The 20,072-nt window shown below is 68.9% G+C and carries 20 protein-coding genes and 1 pseudogene; 16 read left to right on the top strand and 5 right to left on the bottom strand.

What is annotated here, in order from left to right; all coding sequences use genetic code 11:
• Window positions 1-101 precede the first annotated feature (101 nt).
• From GVO57_RS11845 to GVO57_RS11830, 4 genes are all read left to right on the top strand, one after another.
• Window positions 102-995 carry an MBL fold metallo-hydrolase gene (locus GVO57_RS11845; protein ID WP_160593309.1) on the top strand — a complete coding sequence of 298 codons (894 nt, stop codon included), beginning with the start codon at window positions 102-104 and terminating at the stop codon, window positions 993-995.
• A 214-nt stretch (window positions 996-1,209) separates the two neighbouring features.
• Window positions 1,210-2,061, top strand: a complete 852-nt coding sequence (locus tag GVO57_RS11840) for a flagellin (RefSeq protein ID WP_160593308.1) — start codon at window positions 1,210-1,212, stop codon at window positions 2,059-2,061.
• Window positions 2,062-2,251: 190 nt separating this feature from the next.
• On the top strand, window positions 2,252-4,666 hold the full coding sequence (locus GVO57_RS11835; protein WP_160593307.1) for an HAD family hydrolase: 2,415 nt from the start codon (window positions 2,252-2,254) through the stop codon (window positions 4,664-4,666).
• Entirely contained in the window at window positions 4,663-5,496 is an 834-nt protein-coding gene (locus GVO57_RS11830; protein ID WP_160593306.1) for an inositol monophosphatase family protein, read from the top strand. The genes GVO57_RS11835 and GVO57_RS11830 overlap by 4 nt, the downstream gene beginning before the upstream one ends.
• Window positions 5,497-5,524: 28 nt before the next feature.
• Here the strand turns inward: GVO57_RS11830 and GVO57_RS11825 are convergent, their stop codons facing one another.
• A complete protein-coding gene (locus GVO57_RS11825) occupies window positions 5,525-6,190 on the bottom strand; it encodes an NUDIX hydrolase (RefSeq protein WP_160593305.1) in 666 nt (221 codons plus the stop codon).
• Window positions 6,191-6,193: 3 nt separating this feature from the next.
• On the bottom strand, window positions 6,194-7,090 hold the full coding sequence (locus GVO57_RS11820) for a LysR family transcriptional regulator (RefSeq protein ID WP_160593304.1): 897 nt from the start codon (window positions 7,088-7,090) through the stop codon (window positions 6,194-6,196).
• A 105-nt stretch (window positions 7,091-7,195) separates the two neighbouring features.
• Between GVO57_RS11820 and GVO57_RS11815 the strand changes: the two genes are divergently transcribed.
• The 5 genes from GVO57_RS11815 to GVO57_RS11795 all read left to right on the top strand — a co-directional run bounded on the left by GVO57_RS11815 (window position 7,196) and on the right by GVO57_RS11795 (window position 10,247).
• Complete coding sequence (locus tag GVO57_RS11815; protein WP_160593303.1) at window positions 7,196-7,900, top strand: pirin family protein; 705 nt, start codon at window positions 7,196-7,198, stop codon at window positions 7,898-7,900.
• A gap of 47 nt (window positions 7,901-7,947) precedes the next feature.
• Window positions 7,948-8,547, top strand: a complete 600-nt coding sequence (gene wrbA / locus GVO57_RS11810; RefSeq protein WP_160593302.1) for an NAD(P)H:quinone oxidoreductase — start codon at window positions 7,948-7,950, stop codon at window positions 8,545-8,547.
• Between the two features lie 56 nt (window positions 8,548-8,603).
• Window positions 8,604-9,260, top strand: a complete 657-nt coding sequence (locus GVO57_RS11805; protein WP_160593301.1) for an RluA family pseudouridine synthase — start codon at window positions 8,604-8,606, stop codon at window positions 9,258-9,260.
• A 4-nt stretch (window positions 9,261-9,264) separates the two neighbouring features.
• Window positions 9,265-9,684: an alternative ribosome rescue aminoacyl-tRNA hydrolase ArfB gene (gene arfB, locus GVO57_RS11800; protein ID WP_233281364.1), complete on the top strand. Its 420-nt coding sequence runs from the start codon at window positions 9,265-9,267 to the stop codon at window positions 9,682-9,684.
• A gap of 77 nt (window positions 9,685-9,761) precedes the next feature.
• Entirely contained in the window at window positions 9,762-10,247 is a 486-nt protein-coding gene (locus GVO57_RS11795) for a GAF domain-containing protein (protein ID WP_160593299.1), read from the top strand.
• 22 nt (window positions 10,248-10,269) lie between these two features.
• On the opposite strand, the gene GVO57_RS11790 is transcribed toward GVO57_RS11795, so the two are convergent.
• Entirely contained in the window at window positions 10,270-10,725 is a 456-nt protein-coding gene (locus GVO57_RS11790) for a universal stress protein (protein ID WP_160593298.1), read from the bottom strand.
• 121 nt (window positions 10,726-10,846) lie between these two features.
• On the opposite strand from GVO57_RS11790, the gene GVO57_RS11785 reads away from it, so the two are divergent.
• From GVO57_RS11785 to GVO57_RS11755, 7 genes and pseudogenes are all read left to right on the top strand, one after another.
• Window positions 10,847-12,151 (top strand): pyruvate dehydrogenase complex dihydrolipoamide acetyltransferase, encoded by a 1,305-nt coding sequence (locus GVO57_RS11785; RefSeq protein WP_160593297.1) that lies wholly within the window; start codon window positions 10,847-10,849, stop codon window positions 12,149-12,151.
• 79 nt (window positions 12,152-12,230) lie between these two features.
• Entirely contained in the window at window positions 12,231-12,566 is a 336-nt protein-coding gene (locus GVO57_RS11780) for an acyl-CoA thioesterase (RefSeq protein ID WP_160593987.1), read from the top strand.
• Window positions 12,567-12,645: 79 nt separating this feature from the next.
• On the top strand, window positions 12,646-14,046 hold the full coding sequence (gene lpdA, locus GVO57_RS11775) for a dihydrolipoyl dehydrogenase (RefSeq protein ID WP_160593296.1): 1,401 nt from the start codon (window positions 12,646-12,648) through the stop codon (window positions 14,044-14,046).
• 108 nt (window positions 14,047-14,154) lie between these two features.
• Complete coding sequence (locus tag GVO57_RS11770; protein WP_407695690.1) at window positions 14,155-15,453, top strand: Xaa-Pro dipeptidase; 1,299 nt, start codon at window positions 14,155-14,157, stop codon at window positions 15,451-15,453.
• Window positions 15,450-16,103: a phosphatase PAP2 family protein gene (locus GVO57_RS11765; RefSeq protein ID WP_160593295.1), complete on the top strand. Its 654-nt coding sequence runs from the start codon at window positions 15,450-15,452 to the stop codon at window positions 16,101-16,103. The genes GVO57_RS11770 and GVO57_RS11765 overlap by 4 nt, the downstream gene beginning before the upstream one ends.
• Window positions 16,094-16,851: pseudogene (queC, locus tag GVO57_RS11760) on the top strand (7-cyano-7-deazaguanine synthase QueC). The gene GVO57_RS11765 and the pseudogene queC overlap by 10 nt, the downstream one beginning before the upstream one ends.
• Window positions 16,852-17,125: 274 nt before the next feature.
• The gene (locus GVO57_RS11755) at window positions 17,126-17,515 is read left to right on the top strand and encodes a hypothetical protein (RefSeq protein ID WP_160593294.1); all 390 of its coding nucleotides are present in this window, start codon (window positions 17,126-17,128) and stop codon (window positions 17,513-17,515) included.
• Between the two features lie 94 nt (window positions 17,516-17,609).
• On the opposite strand, the gene GVO57_RS15485 is transcribed toward GVO57_RS11755, so the two are convergent.
• Together GVO57_RS15485 and GVO57_RS11745 are read right to left on the bottom strand one after the other, a co-directional pair.
• The gene (locus tag GVO57_RS15485) at window positions 17,610-18,971 is read right to left on the bottom strand and encodes a phosphoribosyltransferase family protein (protein ID WP_160593293.1); all 1,362 of its coding nucleotides are present in this window, start codon (window positions 18,969-18,971) and stop codon (window positions 17,610-17,612) included.
• Window positions 18,971-19,984 carry an adenosine deaminase gene (locus tag GVO57_RS11745; protein WP_160593292.1) on the bottom strand — a complete coding sequence of 338 codons (1,014 nt, stop codon included), beginning with the start codon at window positions 19,982-19,984 and terminating at the stop codon, window positions 18,971-18,973. The genes GVO57_RS15485 and GVO57_RS11745 overlap by 1 nt, the downstream gene beginning before the upstream one ends.
• Window positions 19,985-20,072: the final 88 nt, after the last annotated feature.

Raw genomic sequence — 20,072 nt, 5'->3', positions numbered from 1 at the left:
TCCATTAGCACTTGCTAAATAAGGAGATGCTAATATATTGTCAAGCACAGCCGCCTGGCCAGCCCCGCAGGCCGGGACGGCGCACACGCAGGAGACTGGCCATGGCCGCCACCATCACCGCCTTTTTCGATGAACCGACCAACACCGTCAGCTATCTGGTGATCGACCCGGAAACGCGCGACGCCGCGGTCATCGACCCGGTGCTCGATTATGATCCCGGGGCCGGCACGGTCGACATCGCCTCGGCCGACCGCATCCTTGCCGCTGCCGCAGCGGCCGATGCGCGGATCGTCTGGGTGCTTGAAACCCACGCCCATGCCGATCACCTGACGGCTGCGCCCTATATCAAGGCGCGGACCGGCGCGATGATCGGGATCGGCACCGACATCCGGCAGGTGCAGCAGATTTTCCGGCCGATGTTCGATGCCGGGGATCTGGCCGCCGATGGCGGGGATTTCGACCGGCTGTTCGTCGATGGCGAACGCTTTGCGATCGGCAATCTCGAGGTCGAGGTGATGCACACGCCCGGCCATACGCCTGCCGATGTCAGCTACCGGATCGGCGATGCGGTGTTTGTCGGCGATACGCTGTTCATGCCCGATTACGGCACCGCCCGCGCCGATTTTCCCGGCGGCGATGCGCGGCAGCTGTTCCGCTCGATCCGCCGGCTGCTGGCGCTGCCGCGCGCGACGCGGCTGTTCATGTGCCATGATTACAAGGCTCCGGGCCGCGATGCCTATGCCTGGGAAACCACCGTCGGCGATGAGCGCGACCACAGCGTCCATGTCCATGACGGGGTGGACGAGGATGCGTTTGTCGCGATGCGCACCGCGCGCGACGCCGGGCTGGCCGCGCCCCGGCTGCTGCTGCCGTCGATCCAGGTCAACATCCGCGCCGGGCGCTTCCCGCCGGCCGAGGAAAATGGCGTGCGGTTCCTGCGCATCCCGGTGCGCCCGAAAGGCGGGGCGGCGGCGATGCTGTCGGCCATGGACTGATGCCGGGCGGCGGGCGCGGCAGCGCGCGCCCCGCCGCAGCGTTGCGGCAAGTTTCGATTAACGGCCGGTAAACCCAAAAAAAATCATCGGTTCGCGGCCCGACTGGCGAAAGTCTTTCCACAATGAAGAGCGGCCGGAAGAATTCGGCCGTCGCGGGCCGGCGATACCGGCCCAGGGCCGCAGAAGGCGGCCTTTCTTCCAGAAGGATTTTCTTATGTCGTTTACCGTGAACACCAACATCGGCGCGATGGCTGCCCTGCAGAGCCTCTCTGCGACCAACAAGGGCATGGCGACCACCCAGAGCCGCATCAACACCGGCCTGTCGGTCTCCTCGACCAAGGACGACTCCGCGTCGTTCACCATCGCGCAGACGCTGCGCGGCAATCTGGGCGGGCTTCAGGCGGTGACGTCGTCGCTCAACCGTGCCAAGAGCGTGACCGATGTGGCCGTTGCCGGTGCGGAACAGATTTCCGACATCGTCAACGAGATGAAGAAGAAGGCCTATGAAGCGGCTGACGCTGGTATCGACCAGGCCAGCCGTGACGCGATCAACCAGGATTTCGTTGCGCTGCGCAACCGGATCACCACGATCGTGAACTCGGCCGACTTCAACGGCACCAACCTGCTCAAGAGCGGTGGCGGCAGCGTTTCGGCGCTCCAGTCGCTGCAGACCTCGGGCGCGGGTTCGGCCTGGGTGCCGGATTCGCTGTCGGTCGCCAACCAGGCGCTCGGCCTTGGCGGGTCGGTCGTCACCATCGCGTCGGGTGGCCAGATCAACACCCAGGCTGCGGCCCAGGCGATGGTCAACACGATCACCACGACCCAGAACAACCTGAAGACCACGCTGAGCACGCTCGGCGCGGCTTCGCGCCGGATCGACGCGCAGCTCACCTTCACCAGCAAGCTGAGCGACGTCGTCGAATCGGGCATCGGCAACCTGGTCGATGCGGATCTGGCGAAGGAATCGGCCCGCTTGCAGGCCCTGCAGGTGAAGCAGCAGCTGGGTATCCAGGCGCTGTCGATCGCCAACCAGGCGCCGCAGGCGATCATCTCGCTGTTCCGTTAATCGGACGGCCGGAACTGATACGGCAAACTTCGTTGGGGGCCGGTCCTTCGGGACCGGCCCCCTTTTTTTGAGCCGCGCGGGCAGCGTCGCAGGCGGCAGTTTTTTCCCAGTGGCCGTCCGGCCGGGGCGGCACCGTTCTATGATGAGATGGTAAACCGGGGACGGGATCCCCGGTCGGGGACCATCTGGAATGAGCATCTATCCGCACCAACTGCCCGACGCGCTGGCCGCCCATCCGGCGAGTATCCTGTCGCTCGACTGTTTCGACACCCTGCTGTGGCGCCACGGGCACCGGCCGACCGACGTGTTCGCCGATTTCGGCCCCGACATGCCGGCGCAGGACCAGCGGATCCGCGCCGAGTCCGAGGCGCGGGCCTATGCCTATCTGTCGCGCGGCGCGGCCGAGGTGCATCTGACCGACATTTATTCGCGCGCCATGCCGACGGCGACGCCTGAGGACTGGGCGCGCGCCGCCGCCGCCGAGGTCGCGGCCGAACAGCGCCATTGCTACGGCTTTGCCCCCACGATCGCCCTGATGCGCAACGCCCGCGCGGCGGGGGCAAAGATCGTGATCGTGTCCGACACCTATCTGAAGGAAGCCGAGCTGCGCGCGCTGATCGCGGCGGCGGCGGGGCCGGACGTCGCCCAGATGATCGACCGCATCTTCTGTTCGTCGGATTATGGCGTCGGCAAGCCCATGGGCCTGTTCCGCCATGTGCTCGACCAGCTGAAGGTCGCGCCGGCCGACATCCTGCACATCGGCGACAATCACGACGCCGACTGGCGGGCACCGACCGAGCTGGGCATCCAGGCGCTGCATCTGCGCCAGTTCAGCGACGAGACCGACCAGCGGCTGCGGCTGGAGGCCAATGCCTTTGCGATGCTGCACGGCAGCCGCCGGGCGCACACGGCATGGCAGCCCCACCGCGCCCGCATCGCGATTGCCGAGCCGCAGATCGGCGATCCCGCCGCGATTCTCGGCTATTCGGTGCTGGGTCCGCTGTTTGCGACCTTCGATCGCTGGCTGAAGGACGAGGCCAGCCGCCTTGCGGCGGCGCGGCCGGGCGGGCGCGTCCATGCGCTGTTCCTGCTGCGCGACGGCCATCTGCCGCATGCCATGTGGCAGGCCTCGGGCGGCCATCCCGATGTCGGCGCCCACCGCGTCGAAATCAGCCGCTTCACCAGCATCGCATCGAGCTTCATGACCGAGGCCGATATCCGCCGGCATCTGTCGCAGACCGCCGGCACGGGTAACTTCGCCGCCATCGCCAAGCAGCTGCTGTTCACCAAGGCGGAGGCCAAGGCGATGGGCGTGACCGGTGATGACGGCCAGATCAACATGGGTTTCCTCAAGAAGATGCAGCGCCGCCAGGTGACCGACCAGGTGCTGCGCCGGTCGCGCGCGTTCGGCAACCGGCTGATCGCCCATGTCCGTGCCGCCTGCGATCCCCAGCCGGGCGATACGCTGATGCTGGTCGATCTCGGCTATAACGGCACCGTGCAGAACGCGATCGAGCCGCTGCTGGCCGAGCGGCTGGGCGTGCATGTCGCCGGGCGCTATCTGGTGCTCAAGGAAGACCAGATGAGCGGGCGAGACAAGGCCGGGCTGTTCGATGCCCGCCATTATGACAGCGCCGCGCTCGCGACCTTCATCGACAATATCGCCGCCGTCGAACAGCTGGCGACCGTCGCCCAGGGCAGCGTCGTCGATTATGCGGTCGACGGCACCCCGATCCGCGCCGACAGCCATGTCGCCCATGAACAGGGCAGCACCCGCGATCTCGTCCAGATGGCGTGTCTCGAATATGGGCGGGCGGGCTTTCCCAACTGGGCGAAATCGCCGGCCTCGGACACCGAGACGACGCGGCGCGAGGCGGCGGCCGCCATCCTGGTGCGGCTGCTGTTCCTGCCGCTCGAATCCGAGCTGAAGGTGCTCGAACAGTTCGAACATGACGTCAATCTGGGCGGCGAGCAGATGGTCAGGCTGTTCGACCGCGCCAGCGGCAGCGAAGGGCTGCGCCGCCACGGCCTGTTCTACATGAAGAACGCGTCGCGCATGTTCCAGCCGGCCGAATTGCGCGGGCAGGGGCTGCCGCTCAGCCTCGCGCTGTTCTCGCAGCGCCGCCTCGCGCTCGAGCTGCGCCGCGCCGATTTCGAGGAGCCGGTGATCGAATTGCCGATCATCATCGCCGAAGGCGGCAATGTCAGCATGGCAAGCGTGACCGCCAGCCGCACCCATGACGGCTTTTTCGCCGCCACCATCCCGGTCGGCGATTATCGCTTCTCGGTCGGCGTGCAGTTTGGCCGGTTGTATGAATGGGTGGAAATCCGCTCGGCCGATTTCGTGCCGGCGAATGGCCTGCTGTTCGGCGAGGCGGTGCAGAATCTGGTCACGTTCGAGGCAAAACCGTCGCTCGAGGGCTTTGATGCGGTCGCGGGCGGGCTGGTGCACTGCACCGATCCGGCCGGGTTCATGATGATCCCCCCGGCGGGCAAGCGCGGCGGGCCGGACATGGTGCTGACCGTCATCTTCCGCCCGATCGTGGCGCGCGCCGATGAAACCGTGGCGCCTGCCACCCCGGCCGAGGCGGTGCGCGCCGCATGAGGCCCCTGCGCGCGAGCCTTGCCCAGGACGTCGCCGCGCTGATCGCGCTTGTGGGGGCGGAGGCGGTGATGCCGCGCTTCCGCTGCCTCGCCGCCGACGAGATTGACGAAAAGACGCCCGGCGATCTGGTGACGGTCGCCGACCGCGAGGCCGAGCTGCGGCTGACGGCGGGGCTGGCCGCACTGGCACCGGGCGCACGGGTGATCGGCGAGGAAGCGGTTGCCGCCAATCCCCGGCTGATGGACGGCATCGGCACCGGCGAGGTGTGGATCATCGATCCGATCGACGGCACCGGCAATTTCGCCGCCGGCGAGGGGCCGTTCGCGATGATGGTCGCGCGGCTGATCGATGGCGAGACGGTGGGCGGCTGGATCCACCACCCGGCTGACGGGCGGATGATCGTCGCCGAACGCGGCGCGGGCGTGACCGGGCTGGACCGCGACGCGCGCGAGCCGGAACGCCCGGCGCTGGCCGGCATCGTCAGCCGCCTTGAACGTCCGGCGGCGGCAGAGGGCGCGATTGCCGCGCTCGCCGCGCGCTGGGGCGCCCCCCGGCCCAGCCGCCGCTGTGCGGGGGCCGAATATCCGCTGATCGCGGCGGGAACGCTCGATTATGCCGTTTACTGGCGCACCCTGGTCTGGGATCATGCCGCCGGGGCGCTGATCCTTGAAGAAGCAGGCGGCATCGCCCGCCGCCTCGACGGCAGCCCGTTTCGTGCCGCAGGGCCGGGGGCGGGGGTGCTGCTGGCACGCGATGCAGGCGTGGCCGCCGACATCGCGCCGTTTTTCGCGCCCGGCCTGCTGACCCCGCACGCCGCGCGCGCGGCCTGATCGCGGCAGCAATGGTTCGGGCGCGTCCTCAGCCGCGCCTGACGTGCACGAACGGCTCTGCTGTGACCGGATAGCCAAGGCCGTCGGGGATGCACAGATGGGCGGCCCCGTCGCGCTCCTCGACCCAGGGGGTGATCAGCTCGACCGGATGGACGAGCGCATGGTCGCGCGCGGCGTCGAAACTGTCGAACTGGGCCAGCCGTTCCAGATTGCGGCGGGTGGGGAAGATCAGCTGCGCCTCGCCGCGCGCCGCCATGTCGAGCACGGCGGCCGCGCTCGCCCAGAATGCGCGCACATTCTCCGTCCCGTCGGCGACCGGATCGGGTGCATCGGCAGGCACCGGGGCGATGTAGAAACGGGTGTCGAACGTCCGGCTTTCCTTGAAATTGGGCCGCCAGCGCGCAAACGGCGTGAGGTCGGCGGGAGTCAGTCCATAATCGCTGCCCGTCTCCTCGCGCGTTTCGCGCAGCGCGGCGATCCGCGCCGCCGCATCGTCGGGATCGAGCGCGTCCAGCCCCAGCGCGGGCAGCGCTGCCTCGACCCGGTCTTCGTCATCGATGCGCCCGCCGGGAAACACCAGCGCCCCGGCGGCAAAGGCCATGATCGCGCCGCGTTCGACCATCAGCAGCTCGGGCGGGCCATCGGCGGCGGGGCGGAACAGGACGAGCGTGGCGGCGGGGATCGCGTCTGACATGGATCAGGTCTTGGCCGAAAAACGCGCGGCAAGAAAGTCGATCAGCGCGGTCACCCGCGCCGGGCGCAGCATGCCGGGCGGGGTCACCAGATGCAGCGCAATGGGCGGCCAGCGCCACTCGGTCAGGATCGCCTCCAGCCGCCCGGCGGCCAGATCGGCATCGATGATGAAATCCGGCAGCACGGTGATGCCAAGCCCCGCCCGCACGCTGTGCAGCAGCGCCTCGCCGCTGTTGGCGAGCAGCGGCCCCTGGGGCCGGATCGCGATCTCGCTGCCGTCCGTCCCGGTATAGCGCCAGACATCGGTCGGCAGGTTGGTGTAGGACAGGCAGCGATGATCGGCCAGCTGGGCCGGGTGGGTCGGCCGGCCGTGCCGCGCCAGATAGGCGGGGGCGGCGACTGTGTGGCGCGCGATCGGGGCAAGGCGGCGGGCGCGCAGCGAACTGTCGGGCAGCTGGGCGATGCGCAGCGCGACGTCGAACCCCTGTTCGACCAGATCGACCGACCGGTCGTCCAGATGCAGGTCGACCGTCACATCGGGATAGCGGGCGAAGAAATCGGGCAAAGCGGGCGCAACGCGCTCAAGCCCGAAGGTCATCGGCGCGGCCAGCCGGACAAGGCCGCGCGGGCTGAGCGCGGCATCGGCGGCGTCTTCCTCGGCGCACTGGCCCTCGGTCAGGACGCGCGCGGCGCGCGGGGCGAGCGCGCGGCCGGTTTCGGTGAGCGACAGGGTGCGCGACGTGCGGTGGAACAGGGTCGCGCCCAGCCGCTCCTCAAGCCGCGACACTGCCTTGGACACCGTCGCCTTGGACAGGCCGAGCGCGCGGGCGGCTGCGCTGAAGGAGCGCTGCTCGACCACATGGGCGAAGATCGCCCAGGCTTCAAAATCGGGAAGACGCATCACCGGCCCTTTGGCTCAGAAACGGAAACGATAGGTTTCCAACGTTTCTCTTTTCGGATCAATCCCGGATGCTATCTGAAGGCGGTGCAAGACGGGAGACTGTCGATGATCGAGAAAAGAGCTTTTGCGACCCTGGGCCATGCCGATCATGGCTGGCTGAAGGCCCGGCATCATTTTTCCTTTGCCAATTACTATGATCCGGCGCGGGTCAGCTGGGGCGCGCTCCGGGTGTGGAACGATGACGAGATCGCGCCCAACAGCGGATTTCCGCCGCATCCGCACCAGAATATGGAAATCATCACCTATGTCCGCTCGGGCGCGATCACCCATCAGGATTCGATGGGCAATGTCGGGCGCACCGAGGCGGGCGATGTGCAGGTGATGAGCGCGGGCAGCGGCGTGCGCCATGCCGAATATAATCTCGAACCCGAAGTGACGCGCATCTTCCAGATCTGGATCGAGCCGAAGCGGCTGGGCGGCACGCCCGGCTGGGGTGCCAAGCCCTTTCCCAAGGGCGACCGGTCGGGCCGGTTCGTGACGCTGGCGAGCGGCTTTGACGACGAGATCGCGGCCGGTGCGCTGCCGATCCGCGCCGATGCCCGGGTGCTGGGCGCGACGCTGAAGGCGGGCGAGAGCATCGACTATGATCTGGGCGAGGGGCGGCACGGCTATCTGGTGCCCGCGACCGGCGAGATCGAGGTCGACGGCATGCTGCTGTCGGCGCGCGATGGCGGCGCGCTGTCGGGCGGCGGCCGGTTCCGCATCACCGCCCGCGCCGATGCCGAGCTGGTGATGGTCGATTCCGAATAAGGCCGGGTCCGCAGATCCGCTCAACCGTTGATCAAGGGAGCATGTCGATGACGAAGCTGCTGGTTCTCTATTATTCCTCCTACGGCCATGTCGAGGCGATGGCCGAGGCCGTGGCCGAGGGCGCGCGCGCCGAAGGCGTCGAGGTGAAGATTGCCCGTGTGCCGGAAACGGTGCCGGCCGATATCGCCGCCGCCGCCCATTTCCAGACCCCGGCTCATCCCGAAATCGCCAGCGTGGATGCGCTTGCCGATTATGACGCGATCGTCGTCGGCGCGCCCACCCGCTTTGGCCGCATGCCGTCGCAGCTGGCGGCGTTTCTCGACAAGGCGGGCGGCCTGTGGGCGCGCGGCGCGCTCAATGGCAAGGTCGGCGCGGCCTTCACCTCCTCGGCCAGCCAGCATGGCGGCAACGAGACGACCCTGTTCTCGATCCTGACCAACCTGCTGCATTTCGGCATGACCATCGTGGGTCTGGATTATGGCTATCAGGGCCAGCTGGGCCATGACGAGGTGCGCGGCGGCGCGCCCTATGGCGCGACGACGATTGCGGGCGGGCAGGGCGAACGCCAGCCGAGCGAGGCCGATCTGGCCGGTGCGCGCTATCTGGGCGCGCGCGCGGCGCGCACCGCCGCCCGGCTCGCCAGCTGAAACCCTGGCTGCATTTCCCTCTCCCGGTCGGCCGGGAGAGGGGGTAGGGAGCGGGGATGCTCGACGACCGCATCCTCTATATCGACGCCGAAGCGCTGGTGATCGACAAGCCTTCGGGCCTGCCGGTCGACCGTCCGCGCGACGGGACGCCCGCGCTCGCCGACATGGCCGAGGGGCTGCGCTTCGGCTTTGCGCGGCCGCCCGGGCTGGTCCACCGGCTGGACCGCGACACGTCGGGCTGCCTGCTGCTTGCCCGCAATCATGGCGCGCACCGGCGGTTTTCGGCCAGCTTTGCCGAGGGTGCGGTCGCCAAGACCTATCATGCGGTGCTGGCCGGCGTGCCGGACGGCGAGGCCGGGGTGATCGAGCTGTCGCTGGCCAAGGTGTCGAGCCCGTCGGGCGGCTGGCGCATCATTCCGGCGCGCAAAGGCAAGCCGGCGGTCACCCATTGGCAGGTCGAACAGGTGATTGACGGGCGCGCGCTCGTCCGTTTCGAGCCAAAGACCGGGCGCACCCATCAGCTGCGCGTCCATGCGGCAAGCGGTCTTGGGCTGCCGATCATCGGCGATCCGACCTATGGGGCAGGCGGCGACGTGCCGCTGCTGCTCCATGCCAGCCGGCTGGTGATGCCGCGCCGCAGCAAGCCCGCCATCGATGTCGCGGCACCGCTGCCCGCGCGGTTCGGCGGTTTTGCGGCGGGCGGGGCGGGCTGATCCCGTGCCCGTGCCTGCGCCCGACCGGCCGGCGCTGCCCGAAGCGGCGATCGAGGAACGCTTCCTCGCCGCCACCGGGCCGGGCGGGCAGAATGTCAACAAGGTCGCGACCGCCGTGCAGCTGCGGCTCGATGTCTTTGCCCTGCGCCTGCCGCCGCCCGTCTATCAGCGGCTGAAGGAACTGGCCGGCAGCCGCTGGACCAAGGAGGGCGAGATCGTGATCACCGTCCGCGCCCACCGCACCCAGGATGCGAACCGGCAGGATGCCCGCGCCCGGCTGGCCGAGCTGGTCGGCCGCGCGTTCGAGCGCCCGGCCAAGCGCGTGAAGACGCGGCCCAGCCGCGCCGCCAAGGCCCGGCGCGTCGATGCAAAGAAAAGCCGCAGCATCGTCAAGCAGGGGCGGGGCCGGATCACCCCGGACTGACCGGGGGCGGAAACGGCCAGGGCTTGCAGGCGGGGGCGGGCGTCCCTAACTGCCGACGCCTCAGACGGGGACCAGCCATGTACACGTTCGACATCGCCGCCGGCAGCAAGGCCGAGCTTTACCGCGATCTGGCCGGCGCGCTCGACGCGCTGACCGCGGGCGAGAGCGACGCCATCGCCAATATGGCCAATGCAGCGGCGCTGATCTATGAATATCTGCCCGATCTGAACTGGGCGGGCTTCTACCGGCTGGTCGGCGACCAACTGGTGCTCGGCCCGTTCCAGGGCAAGACCGCATGCATCCGCATCGCCATCGGCAGCGGCGTGTGCGGCACGGCGGCGGCGACGCGCGAGATCCAGCTGGTGCCCGACGTCCATGCCTTTCCCGGCCATATCGCCTGCGACGCGGCCTCGGCGTCCGAACTGGTGGTGCCGGTCGTCCATGACGGGCGGCTGATCGGCGTGCTCGACCTGGACAGCCCCAGCCCGACGCGTTTCGATGCCGAGGATGCCGCCGGCTGTGCCGCGCTGGTTGCGCTGATCGCGCCGCGTATCGCGGGGTGATTCAGCCCGGCGCGAAAATGCTCTAGCTCAGCCGGTCAACCTCCTCAGCCGACAGCGAGCCGGGGATGATCATGATCGGGCAGCGCAGCCGCCCGGCATCGGCCCCGGCGAAATAGCTGACCAGCGGCCCCGGCGCGCCGCTTGCGGCCGCGCCCAGCACCAGTGCCGCAACCTCGTCATGCGCGGCAAGCAGCGCGCGCACCACCTGCACCGGATCGCCCTGGCGGACCATGATCGACGGGCGGATGCCCGCTTCCTCGACCAGCGTGCCGGCGGCGGCGGCGACCAGAGCCTCGGCACGCTGGCGCGCCTCCTCCTCGATCGTCGCCTGCACGCCGCCCCATTGCACGAACTCCGCCGGCTCGATCAGCGCCAGCACCAGCACCGCCCCGCCGGTCTTGGCGGCACGCCGCGCGGCAAAGCGCAGTGCCAGTTCGGCCTCTTTCGTCTCGTCCACGACAGCCAGATAGGTCCGCATGGCCACACCCCTGAGATCCAGAATGGCTGGATGAACCAATGGCCGCGTCGCTGCAAGCGCTTGACCCGACGGGCCCGGTTGGCCGAAGGAGCGCAGCGCACGAAGACGTAAAGGAAGATCCATGCCGATCGAGCTCAAAATGCCCGCCCTGTCGCCGACGATGGAGGAAGGCACGCTCGCCAAGTGGCTCGTCAAGGAAGGCGATGCCGTCCGCTCCGGCGATATTCTGGCCGAGATCGAGACCGACAAGGCGACGATGGAGTTCGAGGCGGTCGATGAAGGCGTCATCACGCAGATTCTGGTCGCCGCCGGCACCGATGGCGTGAAAGTCGGCACGGTGATCGCGCGGCTGGCGGGCGAGGGCGAAGAGGCCGGTGCCGCGCCGGCCCCCGTCGCTGCTCCGGCCCCCGCGCCCGCCCCGGCATCCGCACCCACGCCTGCTGCCCCTGTGGTGGCCGCGCCCGCCCCTGTGCCGGCCCCTGCTGCCGCCGCGTCGGGCGAACGGATCAAGGCATCGCCGCTTGCCCGCCGGCTGGCCGAGGCGCGCGGCGTCGATCTTGCGGGCCTGACCGGGTCCGGCCCGGGCGGCCGGATCGTCAAGGCCGATGTCGATGCCGCCGGCGCGCCCGCCGCCGCCGCTGCCGCTGCGCCGGTTGCGGCAGTGGCCCCGGTTGCCCCGGTCGCCGCCGCCCCGGTCACGGCCGCTGCCGCTGCGCCCGCTGGTTTTGCGACCGACATTCCGCATGAAGCGATCAAGCTCAGCAACATGCGCAAGACGATCGCCCGCCGCCTGACCGAGGCCAAGCAGACGATCCCGCATATCTATCTGACCCTTGATGTGCGGCTCGACGCGCTGCTCAAGCTGCGCGGCGAACTGAATGCGGCGCTGGGCGCGCGCGGCGTCAAGCTGTCGGTCAACGACATGCTGATCAAGGCGCTGGCCGTCGCGCTGCGCCAGGTGCCGGAATGCAATGTCACCTTCGCGGGCGACCAGCTGATCAAATACAGCCGCGCCGACATCGCGGTCGCCGTGTCGGTGCCCAACGGGCTGATCACGCCGATCGTCACCGGAGCCGAAGCCAAGGGCGTCGCCGCGATCGCCACCGAGATGAAGGAACTGGCCGGCCGCGCCAAGGACGGCAAGCTGCAGCCGCACGAATATCAGGGCGGCACCGCCAGCCTGTCCAACATGGGCATGTTCGGCATCAAGCAGTTCGAGGCGGTGATCAACCCGCCCCAGGGCATGATCATGGCGATCGGCGCGGGCGAGAAGCGGCCCTTCGTGATCGACGATTCGCTGCAGATCGCGACGGTGATGTCGGCGACCGGCAGCTTTGACCACCGCGCCATCGACGGGGCGGACGGGGCGCGGCTGATGCAGGCGTTCCGCGAGATCGTCGAGCAGCCGCTCGCGCTCGTCGCCTGAGCGGGGCGGCGATGGCCCCGGCACCGGCCCCCGAATCCCCGCGCCGCCGCCCGGCGAGCCGGCGCTGCGCGTGACCACCATGCCCGCCGACGCCAACCCCTATGGCGACATCTTCGGCGGCTGGCTGATGAGCCAGATGGACATGGCAGCCGGGCTGGTCGCGGCGCGCCATGCCAAGGGGCGCGCGGTGACCATCGCGGTCGACGCTATGCAGTTTCACCGCCCCGTCGTCGTGGGCGACGAGGTGTCGGTCTATGCCCGCCTGGTCCGGGTGGGGCGCACCAGCATGACCATCGAGGTCGAAAGCTGGTGCCGCGACCGGCATGGCGAACAGCTGTGTAAGGTCACCGAGGCGCGGTTCGTGTTCGTGGCGATCGACGAAGCGCGGCGGCCGCGCGCGATCTCGGCGGGCTGACGATTATCCTGGCGCCTGCGGGCGCCGCCGGGCGGCATCCGCCGGATGCCGTCCGCATCAATGTTGGATGGTGACGCAAATGGCGGAAAATTACGATCTGGTCGTCCTCGGTTCGGGTCCCGGCGGCTATGTGGCGGCGATCCGCGCCAGCCAGCTTGGCCTCAGGACCGCGATCGTCGAGCGCGAGTCGCTGGGCGGCATCTGCCTCAACTGGGGCTGCATCCCCACCAAGGCGCTGCTGCGTTCGGGCGAGATGCTGCACCATATGCGCCATGCCAAGGATTACGGGCTGGTGGCTGAAAAGATCGGCGCGGATCTGGACGCGGTGGTCAAGCGCTCGCGCGGGGTGGCGAAGCAGCTCAATCAGGGCGTCACCCATCTGATGAAGAAGAACAAGATCGCCGTGCATATGGGCGAGGGGCGGCTGACCGCCCCCGGCCGGCTGACCGTGACCGGCGCGGACGGCAAGGCGACCGAACTGGCGGCGAAGAACATCATCGTCGCCACCGGCGCGCGGGCGCGTGAGCTGCCCTTTGCCAAGGCCGATGGCAAGCGCGTGTGGACCTATCGTCACGCCATGGTTCCAACCGAGCTGCCGTCGCGGCTGCTGGTGATCGGATCGGGCGCGATCGGGATCGAGTTCGCCAGCTTCTACAATGATATGGGCGCGAAGGTGACGGTCGTGGAAATGATGGACCGCATCGTGCCGGTCGAGGATCACGAGGTGTCGGCCTTCCTTGAAAAGGCGCTGGTCAGGCAGGGCATGACGATCATGACCGGCGCGGGCGTGAGCGCGCTCGAGGTCGGCGCGGACGGCGTGACCGCCCGGCTGAAGGACAAGACCGGCAAGGACCTGACCGAGACGTTCAGCCATGTGATCGTCGCGGTCGGCATCGTGCCCAACACCGAGAATATCGGGCTTGCCGAACTGGGCGTCGCGATGGACGAGCGCGGCTTCCTGAAGACCGACGCCATGTGCCGGACGAACATTCCCGGCCTGTGGGCGATCGGCGACATCACCGCGCCGCCCTGGCTGGCGCACAAGGCGAGCCATGAGGGCGTGATCGCCGCCGAGGCGATTGCCGGCCACCATCCCCATGCGATGGACCCGCGCAACATCCCCGGCTGCACCTATTGCCATCCGCAGGTGGCGAGCGTCGGCCTGACCGAGGCGCGCGCCCGCGAGGCCGGCTATGACGTCAAGGTCGGCAGCTTTCCGTTCATCGGCAATGGCAAGGCGATCGCGCTGGGCGAGGCGGAAGGCTTTGTGAAAACGGTGTTCGACGCCGCGACCGGCGAACTGCTCGGCGCGCACATGGTCGGCACCGAAGTGACCGAACTGATCCAGGGCTTCACCGTCGGCAAGACGCTGGAGACGACCGAGGCCGAGCTGATGGCGACCGTTTTCCCGCATCCGACGCTGTCGGAAATGATGCACGAAAGCGTGCTCGCCGCCTATGGACGCGCGCTCCACATCTGACGGCCGGGGGCAGGAAAAAGCACGCCATAGGGCCGGGATCGCGCGCCACCGGCTTGTCAGCCCGCCCGGCGCCTGCCAGCACAGGCGCCGGGAGGATTGATGATGCGCATGAATGTGATTGGCCTGACAATGGGTGCGGCACTCGCTCTGGGCGGTGTTGCCGGCGAGGCGCGCGCTGCGACCGACAAGGTCGTGGTGGTGACGGCGGCACGGATGGTCGATGTGCTGTCGGGCCGGATGGTCGAGCGCCCGGTGGTGGTCATCAAGGGCGGCCGCATCGCATCGATCGGCACCGATCTGCCGGCCGGGCTGCCCGCTGATGCGCAACGGATCGATCTGGCCGGCAAGACGATCCTGCCCGGGCTGATCGACATGCATGTCCATCTCGACAGCAATCCCGTTTACGGCGGCTATACCGGGCTGCAGTTCACCGATCTGTTCTGGGCGGTGCAGGGCGTCGCCAACGCCCAGTCGATGCTGCGCGCCGGCTTCACCACCGTGCGCAATGTCGGGTCGAGCGATTATGCCGATGTCGCCTACAAGCAGGCGATTGACGAGGGGCTGATCACCGGGCCGCGCATCGTGCCGGCGGCCCATGCGCTGGGCGCGACCGGCGGGCATTGCGACGAGACCTATCTGCCGCCTTCGTTCCGCGCCAAGGGCGAGGCGGTGGGCGACGGCCCGCAGCAGCTGCGCCAGAAGGTGCGCGAGCAGCGCAAATATGGTGCGGAGGTGATCAAGGTCTGCGCGACCGGCGGGGTGTTTTCCCGCAACACCGAGCCGGGCCAGCAGCAGCTGGCCGAGGAGGAGCTGCGCGCGATCGCCGACGAGGCGCATCAATGGGGGCTGCGCACCGCCGCCCATGCCCATGGTGCTGCCGGCATCAAGGCGGCGATCCGCGCCGGCATCGACACCATCGAACATGCAAGTCTGGTTGACGAAGAGGGCATCCGCTTGGCCGCCGAGCGCAAGCAGCCGGTGTGGTTTTCGATGGATATCTTCAACACCGAATACACCCAGGCCGAAGGCAAGAAGAACGGCGTGCTGGAGGACAATCTGCGCAAGGACCGCGAGGTCGCCCAGATCCAGCGCGATAATTTCCGCAAGGCGCACAGGGCCGGGGTGCGGATGGTGTTCGGCAGCGATGCCGGGGTGATGCCGCACGGCACCGCCGGCGGGCAGTTCCGCGTGATGGTCGAATATGGGATGACGCCCATCGAGGCGATCCAGGCGGCGACGCGCAACGCCGCCGAGGCGTTGGGGCGCACCGGCGATGTCGGCGCGATCGCGGTCGGCCGTTATGGCGATATTGTCGCGGTGGACGGCGATCCGACGCAGGATGTCCGGCTGCTCGAACGCCCGGCCATGGTGATCAAGGGCGGCGAGGTGGTCGCGACGCGCTCGTGAGCGGACGGTCGGAGCGGGCGTCCGGCCCGATGCGCGGCCCGGCACCCGGCCTCTGGCCGGGGCTGGTGCTGATCGCGCTGGCGCTGGCACTGGGCATTGCGGCCCGCCTGTCCGGCCATCTGCCCGGCGATGTCGAAGCGCTGCAGGCATTTGGCCGGGCGCGGGGCAGCGCCGGGCTCCATGCTCCCGGCCTGTGGCTGGTGGTGACCGGGCTGGGCGACTGGCCGGCGCGTGTCGCCGTCGCGCTGGCGGCGGCGGCGCTGCTGGTGCGCCGCCACCGGCGCCGGGCCGCTTTGGTCATGCTGCTGACCCTGCTTGTTCAGACGCTTGCCAACTCCGCGCTCAAATGGGCATTCGGCCGGCCCCGGCCCGATCTGTTCGCGCATCTCGACCATGTCTCGGACCTGAGCTATCCGAGCGGCCATGCCGCACAGACGGCTTGTGTGTGGCTGCTCGCCGCGCTGCTCGTCGACCGGCGTCTGGCCTGGGCGGGGGTGCCGCTGGTCGTCGCGGTCGGCGTGTCGCGGGTGGCGCTGGGCGTGCACTGGCCGTCCGACGTGCTGGGCGGCTGGCTGGTCGGGGCCGGCTGGGCGCTGATCGGCTGGCATATGGCGATGCGGCCGGGAATGGGCGTGGGACGATGGAACTGACCGAACATGAAGCGGCATTGGTGCTCTATTCCGGCGGGCAGGACAGCGCGACCTGCCTGGCCTGGGCGCTTGAGCGGTTCGCGCGTGTCGAGACGATCGGCTTTGCCTATGGCCAGCGCCATGCGATCGAGCTGGAGACGCGGCTGAAGCTGCGCGCCGGCATGGCGGCGCTCAAGCCCGGCTGGGCGGCGCGGCTGGGCGAGGATCATCTGCTCGACCTGGCTGTGCTGGGGGCGATATCCGACACTTCGCTGACCCGTGACGCCGAAATCGCGATGGGGCGGAGGGGCTGCCCAACAGCTTCGTGCCGGGGCGCAATCTGCTGTTCTTCACCCTGGCCGGCGCGGTCGCCTATCGGCGCGGCATCCGCCATCTGGTCGGCGGGATGTGCGAGACCGATTATTCCGGCTATCCCGATTGCCGCGACGACACGCTCAAGGCGCTGCAGGTGGCGCTCAACCTCGGCATGGACCGGCGCTTCGTCCTGCACACGCCGCTGATGTGGCGCGACAAGCCCGCGACCTGGGCGATGGCCGAACGGCTGGGCGGGGCGGGGCTGATCGAGCTGATCCGCGTCGACAGCCATAGCTGCTATCTGGGCGACCGCACGGTCCTCAACGACTGGGGCTATGGCTGCGGCCATTGCCCGGCCTGTGAACTGCGCGCCGCCGGCTGGCACGGCTTTGCGACAAATCGCGACAAAATCGCCGGCGCCGCGACAAAGGATTGCGACAGCCGCGACGCATAACCGGTTCGTGGCCGGGCCTACCCCTCCCGGTTTGTGATCGACCCCATGAGGCGGCCCCGCTCTTCCACCCCTGGAGCGGGGCCGTTTCTGTATCCGCGCCTGTTCATCTACGGGTTATTCCTGATTGTCAGGGATCTTGCGCGTTAAGCGGCAGGCATTAAATCAGCACTCATGCGGGCCGGGCCCCTCTGGCGATCGTTGTGACGGTCGTGATGTCGGACCGCATCGAGCACGCTCGATGATCGGGTCCGGCTTCGGTTTTCAGCCGGCTTTGGTGATCGACGCTCGTATCCTGATCGTGGAGGAGCGAGAAATGTCGTCTTTCAAGAACAAGATTGTGGTTGCCGCCGCCCTGGGCGGTGCGTTTCTGTCCGTCCCCGCGCTTGCGGCTGAGCCCGGCCGTTGCGCCGCCGGCACGGTGGTTGAGGCGGGTGCCGACAAGGTGGTGATCTGCGCCGGGAACCAGCAGCTGGAAACCGGCAAGATCCTGACGGTGCGCCGTCTGGTCCCGGCCCAGGGTGCCGGCCGCCAGCCGATGTTCATCAATGCCGAGCGCGCGACCATCCGCGTCACCGGCGCGGGTAACGGCCAGCTGGTCGAAGCCGTGATCGTCAAGGGCGATGTCCGTCGCCATGACCGGGTCGATCTCGATCTGGTGCTCTGACCGGCACTGCTTTCGGGCAAGAGATTGAACGGCCGGGGGCGGCATGGGCCACCCCCGGCCGTTTTCTTGTGCCCGACCCGTTTTGCAGCCTGCCTCAGCGCGCGGCGGCGTGGGCGGTGACGGTCTGCGCGCCGCGATCGTCGAACGCCGCCAGCGTCAGCGCATCGCCTTCGGCCCGCGCGCACAGGGTCAGCGGCCGGTCGGCAAAGGCGGGGGCCAGCGCGCGGAAACCGAACCGCCCGACCGGCCGGTCCCCCAGCACATCCTGCGCCAGATGCAGCAACAGGGTCGCGACCAGCGGGCCGTGCACGACCAGCCCGGAATAGCCCTCGACCTCGCGGGCATAGGGCAGATCGTAATGGATGCGGTGGCTGTTGAAGGTCAGCGCTGAATAGCGGAACAGCAGCGCCGGGCCGGGCAGCAGCGTGCGCCGGTGCGGCCAGTCGTCCAGCGCCGGTGGCGGAGCGGCGGGCTGTGGCTGGCTGGCGGGCGCTCCGGCCTCGGCGGGCGCGCGGAACACGATCGTCTGCATCTCGTCCTGCACCGGCTGCCCGTCGGCGGTCAGCGTGTGCGCGACCTCGACAAAGACCAGCGGGCCGGTTGCCCCCTGTTTCGCGCGCACCGCCGCGATCCGGCTGGTCCGGCTGACCGCCGCGCCCGGCGCGATGCGGCCGTTGAGCACCATTTCGGATGCCGCCCACATGCGCCGGGGCAGCGGCACCGGCGGCAGGAAATCGCCGCGCGGCGGATGGCCGTCGGGGCCAAGCCCGGCGGTCGGCGCATCGGGCAGGCACAGGCACCAGCCGAGGCCGAGCAAAGGTGCATCGGCGGCAAGGTCGAGCGTTACCCGGTAGCGCGCGGCCAGCCCCGGCGTCGCCACATCTGCCGCTGAAACGCTGCGGCCCACCCAGTCCTGCCAGTCGGTCATCCCTGGCCCCTCAGGCGATCCGGGCGGGCTGGGCGGCGGCGTCGCTGTCGAGCGACTGTTGCGGGCCATCGCTTCCCAGGGGAACACGAACCAGTCCTTGACCTGGGTGCGGTCGATCGTGCGGGCGCGATATTCGACCGTCGCGCGCGATACGACATTGTCGATCAGCACGGCAAAGCGGATCCGCTCCGCAGGCGCGCCTTCGGCGGCCAGGCTGGTCCGCAGCCTCAGGATCGTGCCGCCGCTGTCGTTGATGTCGTCGACGAACAGCAATGTCTCCCCGGCCCGTGCGCGCGCGGCAAGCCGCGCCAGCACATCGTCGGCAAACTCCTTGACCGCGCTCGACAGGTCGCACGACAGCGTCGGGATGCCGGTCGCGTGGCTCAGGAACACCGCCGGGGCCAGCCCGCCGCGCCCGATGCCGATCAGGAAATCGGGCCGCCAGCCGGGTTCGGCGGCAATGCCGGCCGCCAGCGTGCGGACATCGGCGACGAACCGGTCATAGCCGATTTCGGTGAACACCGGCATCAGGCGGTCTCCAGATAGCTGTCGATCGCCGCCAGATGCCGCGCAACCGTGTCGTCGTCGAGGAACGAGCCGAGGAAGCTGTTGCGCGCCAGCGTCGCCAGCGCCGCCCGGTCAAGGCCGCGCGCGGTTGCGACGGCATGGTAATTCTCGCCGATATAGCCGCCGAAATAGGCCGGATCGTCGGAGTTGACCGTCGCCCGCAGCCCGAGTTCGAGCATCCGGTCGATCGGGTGGCGGTCGAGCGACGGGATCACGCACAGCTTCAGATTGGACAGCGGGCAGACGGTCAGCGTCATGCCGCTGCGCGCCAGCCGCGCGGTCAGCGCCGCATCCTCGAGCGCACGGTTGCCATGGTCGAGCCGGTCGATCCCGAGCAGATCGAGCGCCTGCACGACATAATCGGGCGGGCCTTCCTCCCCGGCATGGGCGACGCGCCTGAGGCCGAGCGCGCCGGCCGCGGCGAACAGCCGGGCGAATTTTTCCGGCGGATGGCCGCGTTCCGACGAATCGAGCCCGATGGCGGCGATCCGGTCGAGATAGGGGGCGGCGGCGGCCAGGGTGGCAAAGCCGTCGGCCTCGTCCAGATGGCGCAGGATGCACATGATCAGCCGCGAGGTGATGCCCAGGTCGCGCTCCGCCGCCGCGCAGGCGGCGGACAGCCCCTCGATCACCTCTGCAAACGGAATGCCGCGCGCGGTGTGGGTCTGCGGATCGAACATGATTTCGGCATGGACGACGCCGTCGGCGGCTGCGCGGGCGAAATAGGCGGCGGCCAGATCGTGGAAATCCGCCGCCGTGCGCAGCACCGCCGCACCTTGATAATAGATATCAAGAAAATCCTGCAGATTGCTGAACTGATAAGCCGATCTCAGTTCCTCGACCGAGCCATAGGGCAGGGCGATGCCGCCGCGTTCGGCCAGGGCGAACATCAGTTCGGGTTCCAGGCTGCCCTCGATATGAAGATGGAGTTCGGCCTTGGGCAGGCCGGTGATGAAGGTGCGAAGGTCTGACATTATGGCCACAAGGATCGCGGCTTTCGGCGCGCCGCACAAGCCCCGGCGGCGGCGGCGGCGCATGATCGCGATGAACGGGTTTTTGACC

This window comes from Sphingomonas changnyeongensis (assembly GCF_009913435.1).
Taxonomy (GTDB): Bacteria; Pseudomonadota; Alphaproteobacteria; order Sphingomonadales; family Sphingomonadaceae; genus Sphingomonas_B; species Sphingomonas_B changnyeongensis.
The sequence above is the reverse complement of the archived record's forward strand: the minus strand, read 5'-3'. Positions and strand labels throughout refer to the sequence as shown.

Coding starts and splice junctions, on each gene's coding strand:
- GVO57_RS11785 (WP_160593297.1), top strand. CDS start 10,847: ATGCCGATCGAGCTCAAAATGCCCGCCCTGTCGCCGACGATGGAGGAA.
- GVO57_RS11845 (WP_160593309.1), top strand. CDS start 102: ATGGCCGCCACCATCACCGCCTTTTTCGATGAACCGACCAACACCGTC.
- wrbA (WP_160593302.1), top strand. CDS start 7,948: ATGACGAAGCTGCTGGTTCTCTATTATTCCTCCTACGGCCATGTCGAG.
- GVO57_RS11830 (WP_160593306.1), top strand. CDS start 4,663: ATGAGGCCCCTGCGCGCGAGCCTTGCCCAGGACGTCGCCGCGCTGATC.
- GVO57_RS11840 (WP_160593308.1), top strand. CDS start 1,210: ATGTCGTTTACCGTGAACACCAACATCGGCGCGATGGCTGCCCTGCAG.
- GVO57_RS11780 (WP_160593987.1), top strand. CDS start 12,231: ATGCCCGCCGACGCCAACCCCTATGGCGACATCTTCGGCGGCTGGCTG.
- GVO57_RS11815 (WP_160593303.1), top strand. CDS start 7,196: ATGATCGAGAAAAGAGCTTTTGCGACCCTGGGCCATGCCGATCATGGC.
- GVO57_RS15485 (WP_160593293.1), bottom strand. CDS start 18,971: ATGCCGGTGTTCACCGAAATCGGCTATGACCGGTTCGTCGCCGATGTC.
- GVO57_RS11770 (WP_407695690.1), top strand. CDS start 14,155: ATGAATGTGATTGGCCTGACAATGGGTGCGGCACTCGCTCTGGGCGGT.
- GVO57_RS11805 (WP_160593301.1), top strand. CDS start 8,604: ATGCTCGACGACCGCATCCTCTATATCGACGCCGAAGCGCTGGTGATC.
- GVO57_RS11825 (WP_160593305.1), bottom strand. CDS start 6,190: ATGTCAGACGCGATCCCCGCCGCCACGCTCGTCCTGTTCCGCCCCGCC.
- GVO57_RS11790 (WP_160593298.1), bottom strand. CDS start 10,725: ATGCGGACCTATCTGGCTGTCGTGGACGAGACGAAAGAGGCCGAACTG.
- GVO57_RS11745 (WP_160593292.1), bottom strand. CDS start 19,984: ATGTCAGACCTTCGCACCTTCATCACCGGCCTGCCCAAGGCCGAACTC.
- GVO57_RS11835 (WP_160593307.1), top strand. CDS start 2,252: ATGAGCATCTATCCGCACCAACTGCCCGACGCGCTGGCCGCCCATCCG.
- GVO57_RS11820 (WP_160593304.1), bottom strand. CDS start 7,090: ATGCGTCTTCCCGATTTTGAAGCCTGGGCGATCTTCGCCCATGTGGTC.
- GVO57_RS11795 (WP_160593299.1), top strand. CDS start 9,762: ATGTACACGTTCGACATCGCCGCCGGCAGCAAGGCCGAGCTTTACCGC.
- lpdA (WP_160593296.1), top strand. CDS start 12,646: ATGGCGGAAAATTACGATCTGGTCGTCCTCGGTTCGGGTCCCGGCGGC.